Source organism: Pseudomonas sp. C9D1 (assembly GCF_056491235.1).
In genome coordinates, this window is record NZ_JBSZIE010000002.1 from 3,850,620 (window position 1) to 3,863,627 (window position 13,008).

Below are 13,008 nucleotides of genomic sequence, written 5' to 3' on the forward strand. Positions count from 1 at the left end.
GACCGGCCCGACGGACAGAAAGAAAGGCCGGCTGGCCTGGCCGCTTCGCTCTGGTATTCTCGCCGCCATGAAAAAGACCCTGCCCCTCTCCCTGATCGCCGCCCTCGCGCAGAACCGCGTGATCGGCCGTGACAACCAACTGCCCTGGCACCTGCCGGCGGACCTCAAGCACTTCAAGGCCCTGACCCTGGGCAAGCCCATCATCATGGGCCGCAAGACCTGGGATTCCCTCGGCCGCCCGTTGCCGGGGCGCCTCAACCTGGTGGTCAGCCGCCAGGCCGGCCTGCAACTGGAGGGCGCCGAGGTGTTCGCCAGCCTGGAAGAGGCCGTGGTGCGCGCCGAAGCCTGGGCCCGCGAGGAAGAGGCCGAGGAAGTGATGCTGATCGGCGGTGCCCAGCTCTACACCCAGGGCCTGGAGCACGGCGACCGTCTTTACCTGACCCGCGTCGAACTGGCCCCGGAAGGCGACGCCTTCTTCCCGGAAGTGCCGGATGCCGATTGGCACCTGGCTTCCAGCATCGAGCATGAGGCCAGCGACACCAGCCCTGCCTATGCCTTCCAGGTGTGGGAGCGGCGCTAAGGCCGCTTCAGCTCTTCTCCGCGCAATAGCTTGAGGAGCGCTTCGGCGTCCAGCCGGGCGCTCATCTCGCCACCTTCCAGCAGGCTGTCCGCCAGGGCGCGCTTCTTCTGGTGCAGGGCGACGATCTGTTCCTCGATGGTTTGTTCCGTCACCAACCGGTAGACGGTAACGGGCCGTTGCTGCCCCATACGGTGTGCCCGATCGCTGGCCTGGTCCTCCACGGCCGGGTTCCACCAGGGGTCGAGGTGGATCACGTAGTCGGCCGCCGTCAGGTTGAGGCCAGTGCCCCCCGCCTTCAGGCTGATGAGGAAGAGTTCACCCTCCCCGGCCTGGAACGCATCGACCCGGGTACGACGATCCTTGGCCGGGGTTGAGCCATCCAGATACTGGTAGCCGATGCCGTTCTGCTCGACCCATGCCCGGACGATCTGCAGGTGATCGACGAACTGGCTGAACACCAGCGCGCGGTGCCCGTTGGCCAGCAGCTCCTCGGTGATTTCGGCGAAAGCCTGCAGCTTGCTGCCCTCCAGCGTGCTGCCCGGTACCGACAGTGAGGGGTGGCAGCAGAAGCGCCGCAGGCGGGTGATTTCCGCCAGTACCTGGACGGGGTTGGCGCTGCCGCTTGGCGAAGGCTCGAGATTGCTCAGCGCCTGCTGGCGCAGGGCTTCGTAGAGGTGTGCTTCTTCCGAGGACAGGGGCACGCGGTAGGTGATCTCGGTGCGCGGCGGCAGTTCCTCCAGCACCTGGCTTTTCAGGCGGCGCAGCAGGAAGGGCTGGATCAGTTTGCGCAAGGTGCGGCGGGCAGCACCGTCGCCCCGTTCGATGGGGATGGCGAAGCGCGCGTTGAAGCTCTCCTGGCTGCCCAGCAGGCCGGGGTTGATGAAGCGGAACAGGTTCCACAGCTCGCCCAGGTGGTTTTCCAGCGGGGTGCCGGTGGCCACGGCGCGGAGGTCGGCCTGCAGGGCCATTGCAGCCTGGGAGCGCTTGGTCTGGGCATTCTTGATGGCTTGTGCCTCGTCCAGCACCGCGCTGGTCCAGCGCTGGGCCGCGAAGGCCTCGCTGTCCTGGTGCAGGAGGCCGTAGCTGACGATCACCAGATCGCAGGGGCCAAGCGCGTCCAGACGGCGATCTTCATGGTAGAGGCGGGTCTTCAGGCTGGGGGCGAAGCGGGCGCATTCGGCCTGCCAGTTCAGGGTGACCGTCGTGGGGGCGACCACCAGTTGTGGTCCCTGCCCGGCTCTCTCCAGCAACAGCGCGAGCAACTGCACCGTTTTGCCCAGGCCCATGTCGTCGGCCAGGCAGGCCCCTACGCCCCAGTGTGCGAGGCGGGACAGCCAGCAGAACCCCTCGTGCTGATAGTCGCGCAGCTGCGCGAGCAGGGTCCTGGGGGGCGTCGGCTGGTGGGCCCGCATGCTCGCGAGTCGCTCAAGGTGGCCTTGCCAGTGGTGATCGGCCTTGAAGTCGGCGACCTCCTCGGCCAGCGCTTCCAGCAGGGGCGCGCTGAGGGATGTGAGCTGCAGGCCTGTGTCGGATGAACGGTCGGCCAGGTGCTGCAGTTCTTCCAACTGACGCCGCAGGCGCTCGTCCAGGACCAGCCAGTCGCGCTCGCCCAGGTGGACGAAACGGCCTGGCGAGGCCTGCTGCAGGTCGAGCAGGCGGCGCAGTTCCACGACCTTGCCATCGTCCAGCGTGAGCTGGCCCTGCAGGAGCAGCCAATCGCCCTGCTGCTTGAGCCCCAGGCGCATTTGCCCGAAGCCGACGCGGCCCTTGTGGTGGATCTGCCCGCCTTCGGGCCAGACGCACTGTAGGCCTTGCCCTTCCAGCGCCTTTAATTCATCGAGTACCTGCAGCGCATCCTGTGGGTCGACCAGGCGCCACTCCACGCCATCGGTGTTGCCCTGGGCCAGTCCGGGGCAGCCGTCCAGCACCCGTTGCTGGGCCTTGCGCTCGGCGTCGAGGTCCCGCCGGGCCTGGATCGTCTGTCCGGACTGCTCGCCCAGGAGGTTGGCGCTGCCCTGCCCGGGGCGCAGCCAACTGCCATCCGGCAGCGGGCGTACCAGCAGTTGCAGGCGCAGCCCCTGTTCCAGCGGCACCAGGTGTGCGTAGAGCGTGCCATCCGCCTCCACCGCAGGGATCTGCGCGGTCAGCTCCGGCAGGTCGGAGTGGATCGGTAGCAACGGCGCGAGATTGCCGATGGCGTCCAGCAGCTGTGGCTTGGCCGTCATCGGCATGACGAGGCCCGTGCCGATGATCGCGGCCACCTGGCGGATACCCGGGCTGATCGGATACACCACCACCCGGGTCGGCGTTTCCTCCTCGACCACCACGCGATTGTGGGTATCCACCTCCCAGGGGCTGAGGCGCAGATGCAGGCGCCCGTCGTTGCCGACGTCCAGGTGCAGGGCGGGCTGGCCGAGGACCAGGTCGAGGCGCAGGTCGGGCTGCTCGGCGCGGTACAGGGCCGGGTGGCCGACCAGGGCAGGCAGCGCTTCGTGCACCGGCAACTCATAGCGTTCACGGCCGTAGTAGTCGGTCGTGATCTGGATATGGCCTATGGCCTGACGGTCCTGATCATTGAGGAAGTCCAGGCTGCCAAGCTCTGTCACCAGGCGCTGCAGGGCGACGACTCGCCCCTTGCTCCACTGGCCCTTGGCGTTGAGCTTCTGCTCCCGTGGCTCGACCTGGTCGTAGTAGCCGCCCAGGCTGATCAACCAGGCCAGGCGAGTTGTTCTTGACGCGGGCTTGCCTTGCCCATTGGGGGCCTTCAGTTGCAGCAGTGCCTGCAGGGCCAGTTGCCAGGATTCCTGGCGCTGATACGACTCCACCAGGGGGCGTAGCCCCGCCTCCTGGTGGACCCAGGTGAGCTGGCGGATTTGTCCGAACTGTTTTTCCAACAGGGCATCGAACTCAGCCGCCAGCCACAGATAGCCCGCCTCGGTGAGGGACTGACGGTAGTCGCTCAGTGTCTGCCGCCATGTGGAGGTGTTGGATTCATCCAGCCAGTAGAGCCCCAGCGCCAGCATCAGGCCGTCCAGGCCCTCGGGGGCGGCGGGACGGTAGATGCTGTGCTTGGGGGTTGTGCCTTGCAGGCGTTCGTGGAGCACCCGGAGCACCAGGTAGGCCTGGCCGCAATCTTCCTTCTCGTTCTGGACTAGCGCCTGCTTGAGGGCGTTGCGCCGGGACGGCTCATAGTTGCTGATCAGTGCGAGGCTGTAGAGACCATTCAACACCGGGTGCCACAACGGGTTGCGCTGGCCGGTCTGTTTGCGCAGATGGGCGCGCCAGGTTTCCAGATGACTCAGCGCTGCGGGCGTCTCTCCCTTGATGCAGTGGGTGATGACCTTCTCGAACATCACGAGCGTGGGCTGGCGGAGGTGAGCCAGGCTGGACCAGTGACCGCGCCAGAGGGCTTGCAGCAGGAGTTCCAGGGCCAGTTCGTCGTCGCGCTGCTGGCGGGCCAGAGCCAGGCCCTGCTCATAGGCTGTCGTGGCCGGGGCGAGGCGGAGATTGGTCTGCTGCAGATAGTGGGTCAGCAAGCAGCGCTGTATGGGGTCGGGTAGCAGCTGGAACAGTTGCTTGCCGGCTTCGTCGGTTTCCAGCAACTGGTGGGTCGGATGCATGTGCAGCATGCCGGACGAATAGGTGTGGTGCGGGTAACGGGTGAAGAGGCGCTTGAGTTCATCCGGGTTGCCGTCGAGCAGGGTGCACCACAGGGCTTGCAGAATGAACTCCGGTTTCGGGTCATACCAGATGTTAAGCGTTGCGAGGTGGTGTTGGGTCAGGCCGAGGCAGAGGGGCGCTTCCGGCGCATTGAACAGGTGCAACAGCACGTTGTTGCGCCGGGTGAGCTCAAGCCGGTTGGTCCGCCCGCGTGAGGTCTGCTCGCGCGTCAGCCAATGTGATCGTTCGAGGCTATCCAGCCAGGCGTCCACTTCATCGACCGAGAGGGCCCGGGATTCGGTGCGGGCGAAAGGGCACTGTTGCAGGTGCTTATGCAAAGCGGTCCGACCCCGGCCTTCGGGGCACAGCGCCAACTGGTAGAGAATCGCCCGGGCAGTGGCGGGCAGGTCCTCCAGGGGCACGGCAGGATTCATGGGCGTCGTATCGGTGGTGGGTGGGTGACGGCGTTATTCTGCATCAGTACGTGGCCTCAGGTACTCAGGGTTCGCAGCTCCGCCCGCACCCCATCGTCCCCTATCAACAGCAACCCCACCGATATCGGCAGCTTGAAGCGCCGAGGCCCGGCGCTGCCCGGGTTGATGTGGAGGATGCCGTCGCGGTGGGTGATCAGCGGCTTGTGGGAGTGGCCGGTGATGATGGCGTCGATGCCGCGCGTGGCGAGGTCGGCGGGGATGTCCGCCTGGTCGTGGACCAGATAGAGGCAGGTGCCGCCGGAGCGCAGGGTGGCGTCGTGAGGGATGCGTTGCGCCCAGTGCTCGGTGTCGTTGTTGCCGCGTACCACGGTCAGGGGTGCCAGGCGGCGCAGGGCGTCGAGGATCTCGGGCTTGCCGATGTCGCCGGCGTGGAGGATGTGGTCACAGCCTTGCAGGGCGGCCAGCGCCTGGGGCCGCAGGAGGCCGTGGGTGTCGGCGATCAGGCCGATGCGCAGGGTCATGGAAGGGGCCTCGTTGGAATGCGAGGCCCATTCTGCATCACTCGGCGTGGCGCGGGGATTCCGGCAGGAACCAGTTCAGCAGCAGCGCACAGATGCCGCCGGTGGCGACACCGGATTCCAGCACGTTGCGCAGCGCCGCCGGCATGTGCGCGAGGAACTCCGGCACCTGCGACACACCCAGGCCCAGGGCCAGGGACACGGCGATGATCAGCAGCGCGCGGCGGTCCAGTTCGATGCCGGCGAGGATGTTGATGCCCGAGGCGGCCACCGCGCCGAACATCACCATGGCCGCGCCGCCGAGCACCGGTTCGGGCACTGCCTGGATCACGCCGGCCACCGCCGGGAACAGGCCGAGGATCACCAGCACCACGGCGATCCACAGGCCGACGTGGCGGCTGGCGATGCCGGTGAGCTGGATCACGCCGTTGTTCTGCGCGAACACCGAGCTGGGGAAGGTGTTGAACACGCCGGCCAGCAGCGAGTTGGCGCCGTTCACCAGTACGCCGCCCTTGATGCGCTGCATCCACAGCGGGCCTTCCACCGGCTGGCGCGAGACCTTGCTGGTGGCGGTGACGTCGCCGATGGCTTCCAGCGAGGTGACCAGGTAGATCACCAGCATCGGGATGAACAGGCTCCAGGAGAAGCCCAGGCCGAAGTGCAGCGGCATCGGCACCTGGAACAGCTCGGCCTGGTGCATGCCGGTGAAGTCCAGGCGGCCCAGGTAGCCGGCCAGGGCGTAGCCCACGGCCAGGGCGATGACGATGGCGCAGCTGCGCATCCACACCACGGGAATGCGGTTGAGCACCACGATGATCGCCAGCACGGTGCCGGACAGCAGCAGGTTCTCGCCATTGGCGAAGGTGCCGTTGGCCATGGCGCCGAAGCCGCCGCCCATGCTGATCAGGCCGACCTTGATCAGGGTCAGGCCGATCATCAGCACCACGATGCCGGTCACCAGCGGGGTGATCAGGCGTTTGACGAAGGGCAGGATGCGCGAGATGCCCATCTCCACGAAGGAGCCGGCGATCACCACGCCGAAGATGGCGGCCATCACCGCTTCCACTGGGGTGCCCTGCTTGACCATCAGCGCGCCGCCGGCGATCAGCGGGCCGACGAAGTTGAAGCTGGTGCCCTGGACGATCAGCAGCCCGGCGCCGAACGGGCCGAAGCGCTTGCACTGGACGAAGGTGGCGATGCCGGAGATCACCAGTGACATGGAGACGATCAGGTTGGTGTCGCGCGCCGAGACGCCGATGGCCTGGCAGATCAGCAGGCCGGGGGTGACGATGGGCACGATGATCGCCAGCAGGTGCTGCAGTGCAGCGAGCAGCGCCACCAGCGGGCGCGGCTTGTCGTCGAGGCCGTAGACCAGCTCGTTGCGGGAGGTGGAAGTGGCCGGGTTTTCCAGTGAACTCATGGCGATGGTCCGCAAAAAAGCGGCGATTCTACCTGAATGGCCGGGGGCGGCGAGGGGCGCTGGTCAGTGGCTTGGCGGGCGCTGCGAAGACCTAGGTCGGGTGTAACCCGACATGTGCGGTGCAGGGCCGCTGCGGGTTTCACCCGCCCTACGGGCTGATGGCGCGAATAATCAGGCTCGTGTCGACATTGATCGAGCGCTGACAGCGGTCCAGCGTGTCGATCATGCGTTGTAGCCTGGGTTGCAGGTCGATACCGAGTTCTGTGAGGGCATCGAGCTCGTCGAAGCTTTCCAGAACCTCTTTCAACTCTGCGCTGATGGGCAGGGTCGTGAGGGTGTTGCGGAATACGGGGCGGCCCAGGGACCAGATGCCGGTCTCGGCAGTCAGGGCGCCGCTCTTGATGCCTTCGAGAATTCCCCTCGCAAGCGAGGCGATGTAGAACTCGGCGGCACTCTCTTCGAATTCGAGCTTCAGGCTTTGCATGAAGTCTGGCGAGCTCCTATGAGCAGCGTGTAGGTCGGGTGCAACCCGACGTTTGCGGTGTCTGCGTGGGGCGGTGATGGGTTTCCCTGCGCTCTACGCCATCCTACGGTGTGTGCGGGTGAAGCTGCCGAGCTGACGGAGCATTCAATAAAAAGCCCGGCACATGGCCGGGCTTTTTCGTTCGCGCTTAGCGCTTACAGGTCTTCCAGCATCGCCTTGTTGCGCACGGCGCCCTTGTCGGCGCTGGTGGCGAGCAGGGCGTAGGCCTTGAGGGCGGTGGTCACCTTGCGGGTACGCGGGGCGGCGGGCTTCCAGCCTTTCTTGTCCTGCGCGGCGCGGCGGGTGGCCAGTTCTTCATCGGAAACCAGCAGGTTGATGCTGCGGCTGGGGATGTCGATCAGCACCTTGTCGCCGTCCTGCACCAGGCCGATGGCGCCACCGGCGGCGGCTTCCGGGGACGCGTGGCCGATGGACAGGCCCGAGGTGCCGCCGGAGAAGCGGCCGTCGGTGAGCAGGGCGCATTGCTTGCCCAGGCCCTTGGACTTCAGGTAGCTGGTGGGGTACAGCATTTCCTGCATGCCCGGGCCGCCTTTCGGGCCTTCGTAGCGAATGATGACGATGTCGCCGGCCTTCACTTCGTCGGCGAGGATGCCCTTCACGGCGCTGTCCTGGCTTTCGAAGATCTTCGCGGTGCCTTCGAACACGTGGATGGATTCGTCCACGCCGGCGGTTTTCACCACGCAGCCGTCCAGGGCGATGTTGCCGTAGAGCACGGCCAGGCCGCCCTCCTGGGAGTAGGCGTGCTCGACGCTGCGGATGCAGCCTTCGGCGCGGTCGTCGTCGAGGGTGTCCCAACGGGTGCTCTGGCTGAAGGCGACCTGGGTCGGGATGCCGGCCGGGCCCGCCTTGAAGAAGGTGTGCACGGCTTCGTCAGCGGTCTGGGTGATGTCCCACTGGGCGATGGCGTCGCTCATGCTCGGGCTGTGCACGGTGGGCACGTCGGTGTGCAGCAGGCCGCCACGGGCCAGCTCGCCGAGGATGCTGAAGATGCCGCCGGCGCGGTGCACGTCTTCCATGTGGTACTTCTGGATGTTCGGCGCCACCTTGCACAGCTGCGGCACCTTGCGCGACAGGCGATCGATGTCGCGCAGGTCGAAGGCGATCTCCGCCTCCTGGGCGGCAGCCAGCAGGTGCAGGATGGTGTTGGTGGAACCGCCCATGGCGATGTCCAGGGTCATGGCGTTCTCGAACGCCTTGAAGCTGGCGACGTTGCGCGGCAGCACGGAATCGTCGCCTTCGCCGTAGTAGCGCTGGCACAGCTCGACGGCCAGGCGGCCGGCGCGCAGGAACAGCTGCTCGCGGTCCGAGTGGGTGGCCAGGGTGGAGCCGTTGCCCGGCAGGCCGAGGCCCAGGGCTTCGACCAGGCAGTTCATCGAGTTGGCGGTGAACATGCCGGAGCAGGAACCGCAGGTGGGGCAGGCACTGCGCTCGTACTCGGCGACCTTCTCGTCGGAGCAGGAGTCGTCGGCGGCGACCACCATGGCGTCCACCAGGTCCAGGCCGTGGTTGGCGAGCTTGGTCTTGCCGGCTTCCATCGGGCCGCCGGAGACGAACACCACGGGGATGTTCAGGCGCAGGGCGGCCATCAGCATGCCGGGGGTGATCTTGTCGCAGTTGGAGATGCAGACGATGGCGTCGGCGCAGTGGGCGTTGACCATGTATTCCACGGAGTCGGCGATGATTTCGCGGCTCGGCAGGGAATAGAGCATGCCGTCATGGCCCATGGCGATGCCGTCGTCGACCGCGATGGTGTTGAATTCCTTGGCCACGCCACCGTTCTTTTCGATCTCGCGGGCGACCAGTTGGCCCAGGTCCTTCAGGTGCACGTGGCCGGGCACGAACTGGGTGAAGGAGTTGGCGATGGCGATGATCGGCTTCTTGAAGTCTTCGTCCTTCATCCCGGTGGCGCGCCAGAGGGCGCGGGCGCCGGCCATGTTGCGGCCGTGGGTGGAGGTCTTCGAGCGGTAATCAGGCATGTCTTCTGTCCTGCAGGCTGATCAGGTTATAGGTCGTATCGTGAGCGTGGTGGGTGCCGTTGGCAAACGGATGTGGTCGTTGCGTCCGGGGGTGGCGTGAGGGCATCGCGGGATCACCGCGCGCTCGGCCGGGGCTCACTGGCCCGCCTGAGGGTGTGGCAGGGAAGAGCGGATTCTAATCCCAGGTGCGCTCCGGGCGGAAGGCCGGGGGCCGAGCGGTCGGCGCGCACCTGGGTGACCGGGGGTCAGTCGACGCGGAAGTTCAGCTCATCGGCGAAGGGGAAGCCGGCGCCGCTGCCCTTCTCGAAGCGCAGTTCCACTTCCACCGAGGTGGCGCCGGCCGGCACCGTGCCGTAGAGGTTGCGGGCCAGCGGCTGGCCGTTGCGCTCGGCGGCGGTCAGGGCCGGCGTGGCGAAGGCGGTGCCCGTTTCGACGAAGCCGGTTAGGCCCGGCCAGGTGGCGCCGTCCACGGGGCGCGGGTAGCCGCTCTCGGCCTTGTCGGTGATCAGGTTGTAGCGCACGTACTCGCCGCCGTTGAACAGGTAGGCGATGGAGCTGTTGCGCTTGACCGCCGCGTCCAGGCCCAGGGGCCACTGCTGCACGCCGGACCAGGTGGCGCCGGAGACGTCTAGCGGGTAGTTCTTGTCCGCCTTGTCACCGGTGGTCAGGTTGTAGCGGATGTACTGGCTGCCCTTGAAGAAGTACAGCTTGGAGCCGCTGACCTCGAGCACGTCGTCGATGTCGCGGGCGCCGCCGCTGAAGCGTTCCAGGCCGGCCCAGTTGCCGGCGATGGGCTTGGGATAACCGGGGTCGACGCGGTCGCTGGCGATGTCGAAGCGCACGTACTGGGTGCCCTTGAAGAAGTACGCCTTGCCGTTGCCGGCGTTGAAGCCGGCGTCGATATCCCGTGCGCCGCCCTCGAAGCCTTCGAAGCCGATCCAGTTGCCGGCGATGGGCTGTGGATAACCGGCGTCGACCTTGTCGTCGCGGTAGTTGTAGCGGTAGTAGCGGTCGCCGGCGAAGAAGTAGCCGGTGTCGTCGTTCCAGTACACCGAGCTGCGTTTCTCTGCGGTGTGGAAGCGCACCAGCACACGGGCGTCATGGCTGCTGCCGGCGCTGGCGCCGAGCAGGGCGTCGAGCTGGAAGGGCCGGCCGGCGGCCTCCGGCGGCAGCTCGATGCGCTGGGTCAGGGAACCCTTGCCCTGGCCGACGAAGAGCTGGCCCTGGCCGGCGGGCAGTTCGCTGCGGGCGCCGTAGCGCATCACCGTCTGCAGGCCGCCCTTGGTCCAGCCGGCGATGTCCGGGTCGTAGGCCAGGTCGGTGTGGGCCGCACCGTACTCGGCGCCGGGGTTGGCCAGCAGGTTCTGGCCGAAGGCGAAGGTGCGCGCCACGGGGTGCAGGCGCGAGCGGCCGTCCAGGGCCAGGCCCTGGGTGGAGACGCCCAGGTGCTCGAACAGGGTGGGCACCACGTCCACCTGGCGCAGCGGGGTGGCCAGGCGGTTGCGGCCGAGGGCGGGAATGCCGGCGCCGCTGAGCACCACCGCCACCTTGCGGTGTTCGGGGCGGTTGGCGCCGTGGCCGGTGCTGCTGCCGCCGTGGTCGGTGCTGACCACGATCAGCCAGTTCTCCTGGGCGTAGGTGGGGCGCGACTTGATCGCCTGCAGCAGGCGGCCGAGGGCGGCGTCGGCCTGGCCCATGGCCTGGACGTATTGCGGGGTGTCGGAGTGGAAGCCGTGGCTGTGGCCGGCTTCGTCGACGCCGTAGTAGTAGGCGCTGAGCACGTCGAGGTCGGCGCGGTTGCGCAGCCAGTCCTCGGCCTGGGCGATCAGCACCGGGTCATTGGCTTCGGGGCCGTCGAACTTGAGGTCGGCCCGGGGCTTCATCTGCGCGTAGAGCGGCGACCAGTTGTAGGCATAGGCGGTCACCAGCTGGGGCTTGCGCTGTTCCAGCAGGGTGAGGAAGTGCGGGTACTGGGCGTAGTTCTGCCCGGTGAAGTTGTTGTCGCGCACGCCGTGCTTGTCGCGCTCGACGCCCATGAACAGGGTCGACCAGCCTGGGCCGCTCATGGAGGTGTCCGGCGACCAGCCACCGTCGGTGTAGACGCCGCTGGCGATCAGTTGCTCGAGGTTGACCATGTTGCCGGCGGGAATGGCATCGGCCTTGAAGCCGTCGATACCGAAGAACAGCACCTTGTTGGTGCCGGCCTGGGCCTGCAAGGCGAGCAGCGAGGCGGTAGCGAGGGCCAGCAGGCGCCCCGCGCGTTTCATTGTTGTCATGACGCATCCTTGATTGTTGTGGTTGCAGCGATGCGACGCAGACGACGGGCTTGCCTCGCGGTGGTCTATACCAGCGTGGCCGAGTTGCGGGGGAATGACAGCGGGGCGGGAGGGGATGAAGTTTTGGTGAAAGGTTTGCGGCAGGCGGATGACGGGCGCCCCGGCACCAGGGCCGGGGCGCCGTCGGACCCTCAGCTGTTGGGCAGCAGGCGGCAGGTGATGCTCTTGATGTAGCGGGTTTCCGGGATGGCCGGGTGCACCGGGTGGTCCGGGCCCTGGCCGCCGCGTTCCAGCAACTGGATGTTGCGGTCCAGGTGGCGGGCGCTGCCGAGCAGGATGTTCTGCAGGTCGTCCTCGGGCAGGTGCATGGAGCAGGAGGCGCTGACCAGGATGCCGTCCTTGTTGAGCAGGCGCATGGCCTGTTCGTTGAGGCGGCGGTAGGCGGCTTCGCCGTTCTTCAGGTCCTTCTTGCGCTTGATGAAGGCGGGCGGGTCGGCCACCACCACGTCGAAGCGCTCTTCGGAGGCTTTCAGTTCCTTGAGGGCTTCGAAGACGTCGCCTTCGACGCAGGTGACCTGCTCGGCCACGCCGTTGAGGGTGGCGTTGCGCTCGACGCCGTCGAGGGCGAAGCCGCTGGCATCGACGCAGAACACTTCACTGGCGCCGAAGGCCGCGGCCTGCACGCCCCAGCCGCCGATGTAGCTGAACAGGTCGAGCACGCGCTTGCCCTTGACGTAGGGCGCCAGGCGCGCGCGGTTCATGCGGTGGTCGTAGAACCAGCCGGTCTTCTGGCCTTCCAGTACCGGGGCTTCGAACTTCACGCCGTTCTCTTCCAGGGCGACCCACTCGGGCACCACGCCGAAGGCGGTGTCCACGTAGCGCTCCAGGCCTTCGGCGTCACGGGCGGCGGAGTCGTTCTTCCACAGCACGCCACGGGGCTTGAGCACCTGCACCAGGGCTTCGAGCACGGCGTCCTTGTTGCGCTCCATGGCGGCGGAGGCCAGTTGCACCACGATATGGTCGCCGAAACGGTCCACCACCAGGCCCGGAAGCAGGTCGGAGTCGCCGTAGACCAGGCGGTAGTAGGGCTTGTCGAACAGGCGCTCGCGCAGGCTCAGGGCCACGTTGATGCGGTGCACCAGCAGCGACTTGTCGAGGCTGTGCTTGACGTCGCGGGACACCAGGCGCGCGCAGATGAGGTTGTTCGGGCTCAGCGCGACCACGCCCAGGGCCTTGCCGCCAGCGGCTTCGAGGATGGCCTGGTCGCCGGGCTGGAAGGCGTTCAGCGGAGTGGCGACCACGTCGATCTCGTTGCTGTAGACCCACAGGTGGCCGGCGCGCAGGCGTCGATCGGCGTTGGCTTTGAGGCGCAGGCTGGGCAGGGACATGGGTCGCTCTCCGGAAAAAGAGCGGGATTATAACCGAAGGCGCCCGCCGAACCTGCTACCGGCGGGCGTTCTCCGCACCACCCGCGAGTGCTTTTCCCGGTGCTGGCACAGCAGTGCCGACGCAGTCGCGAATCGGTCGCTTTCCGAGCCGACCGTTAGGCGAAAGTTCAGCTAAAACGCTGGCCAGTTCGCCGCTGCCTGGGGTTAGACTG

8 protein-coding genes are annotated in these 13,008 nt (G+C 67.0%); 1 reads left to right on the forward strand and 7 read right to left on the reverse strand.

All coding sequences use genetic code 11. From position 1 onward, the window contains the following. Positions 1-67 precede the first annotated feature (67 nt). A complete protein-coding gene (locus ACXI0U_RS25640) occupies positions 68-580 on the forward strand; it encodes a dihydrofolate reductase (RefSeq protein WP_479551005.1) in 513 nt (170 codons plus the stop codon). Here the strand turns inward: ACXI0U_RS25640 and ACXI0U_RS25645 are convergent. The 7 genes from ACXI0U_RS25645 to ACXI0U_RS25675 all read right to left on the reverse strand — a co-directional run bounded on the left by ACXI0U_RS25645 (position 577) and on the right by ACXI0U_RS25675 (position 12,796). Continuing rightward, a complete protein-coding gene (locus ACXI0U_RS25645) occupies positions 577-4,674 on the reverse strand; it encodes a DEAD/DEAH box helicase (protein WP_479551006.1) in 4,098 nt (1,365 codons plus the stop codon). The genes ACXI0U_RS25640 and ACXI0U_RS25645 overlap by 4 nt on opposite strands. A gap of 56 nt (positions 4,675-4,730) precedes the next feature. Further along, complete coding sequence (locus ACXI0U_RS25650) at positions 4,731-5,195, reverse strand: metallophosphoesterase family protein (RefSeq protein WP_271659679.1); 465 nt, start codon at positions 5,193-5,195, stop codon at positions 4,731-4,733. A 37-nt stretch (positions 5,196-5,232) separates the two neighbouring features. Beyond that, entirely contained in the window at positions 5,233-6,612 is a 1,380-nt protein-coding gene (locus tag ACXI0U_RS25655; RefSeq protein WP_184488389.1) for a nucleobase:cation symporter-2 family protein, read from the reverse strand. Between the two features lie 148 nt (positions 6,613-6,760). Further along, positions 6,761-7,096 carry a hypothetical protein gene (locus ACXI0U_RS25660; protein WP_479551007.1) on the reverse strand — a complete coding sequence of 112 codons (336 nt, stop codon included), beginning with the start codon at positions 7,094-7,096 and terminating at the stop codon, positions 6,761-6,763. 194 nt (positions 7,097-7,290) lie between these two features. Beyond that, positions 7,291-9,132, reverse strand: coding sequence for a dihydroxy-acid dehydratase (ilvD, locus tag ACXI0U_RS25665; RefSeq protein ID WP_374979586.1), 1,842 nt, complete (start codon positions 9,130-9,132; stop codon positions 7,291-7,293). Positions 9,133-9,377: 245 nt separating this feature from the next. Next, entirely contained in the window at positions 9,378-11,408 is a 2,031-nt protein-coding gene (locus ACXI0U_RS25670; protein WP_081711421.1) for a hemopexin repeat-containing protein, read from the reverse strand. Between the two features lie 191 nt (positions 11,409-11,599). Then, positions 11,600-12,796 (reverse strand): class I SAM-dependent rRNA methyltransferase, encoded by a 1,197-nt coding sequence (locus ACXI0U_RS25675; RefSeq protein WP_021218320.1) that lies wholly within the window; start codon positions 12,794-12,796, stop codon positions 11,600-11,602. Between the last annotated feature and the right edge of the window lie 212 nt (positions 12,797-13,008).

What these genes read in the sequence shown, in the direction of transcription:
- ACXI0U_RS25640 (WP_479551005.1), top strand. Translation starts at nt 68, where the DNA reads ATGAAAAAGACCCTGCCCCTCTCCCTGATCGCCGCCCTCGCGCAGAAC.
- ACXI0U_RS25645 (WP_479551006.1), bottom strand. Translation starts at nt 4,674, where the DNA reads ATGAATCCTGCCGTGCCCCTGGAGGACCTGCCCGCCACTGCCCGGGCG.
- ACXI0U_RS25650 (WP_271659679.1), bottom strand. Translation starts at nt 5,195, where the DNA reads ATGACCCTGCGCATCGGCCTGATCGCCGACACCCACGGCCTCCTGCGG.
- ACXI0U_RS25655 (WP_184488389.1), bottom strand. Translation starts at nt 6,612, where the DNA reads ATGAGTTCACTGGAAAACCCGGCCACTTCCACCTCCCGCAACGAGCTG.
- ACXI0U_RS25660 (WP_479551007.1), bottom strand. Translation starts at nt 7,096, where the DNA reads ATGCAAAGCCTGAAGCTCGAATTCGAAGAGAGTGCCGCCGAGTTCTAC.
- ilvD (WP_374979586.1), bottom strand. Translation starts at nt 9,132, where the DNA reads ATGCCTGATTACCGCTCGAAGACCTCCACCCACGGCCGCAACATGGCC.
- ACXI0U_RS25670 (WP_081711421.1), bottom strand. Translation starts at nt 11,408, where the DNA reads ATGACAACAATGAAACGCGCGGGGCGCCTGCTGGCCCTCGCTACCGCC.
- ACXI0U_RS25675 (WP_021218320.1), bottom strand. Translation starts at nt 12,796, where the DNA reads ATGTCCCTGCCCAGCCTGCGCCTCAAAGCCAACGCCGATCGACGCCTG.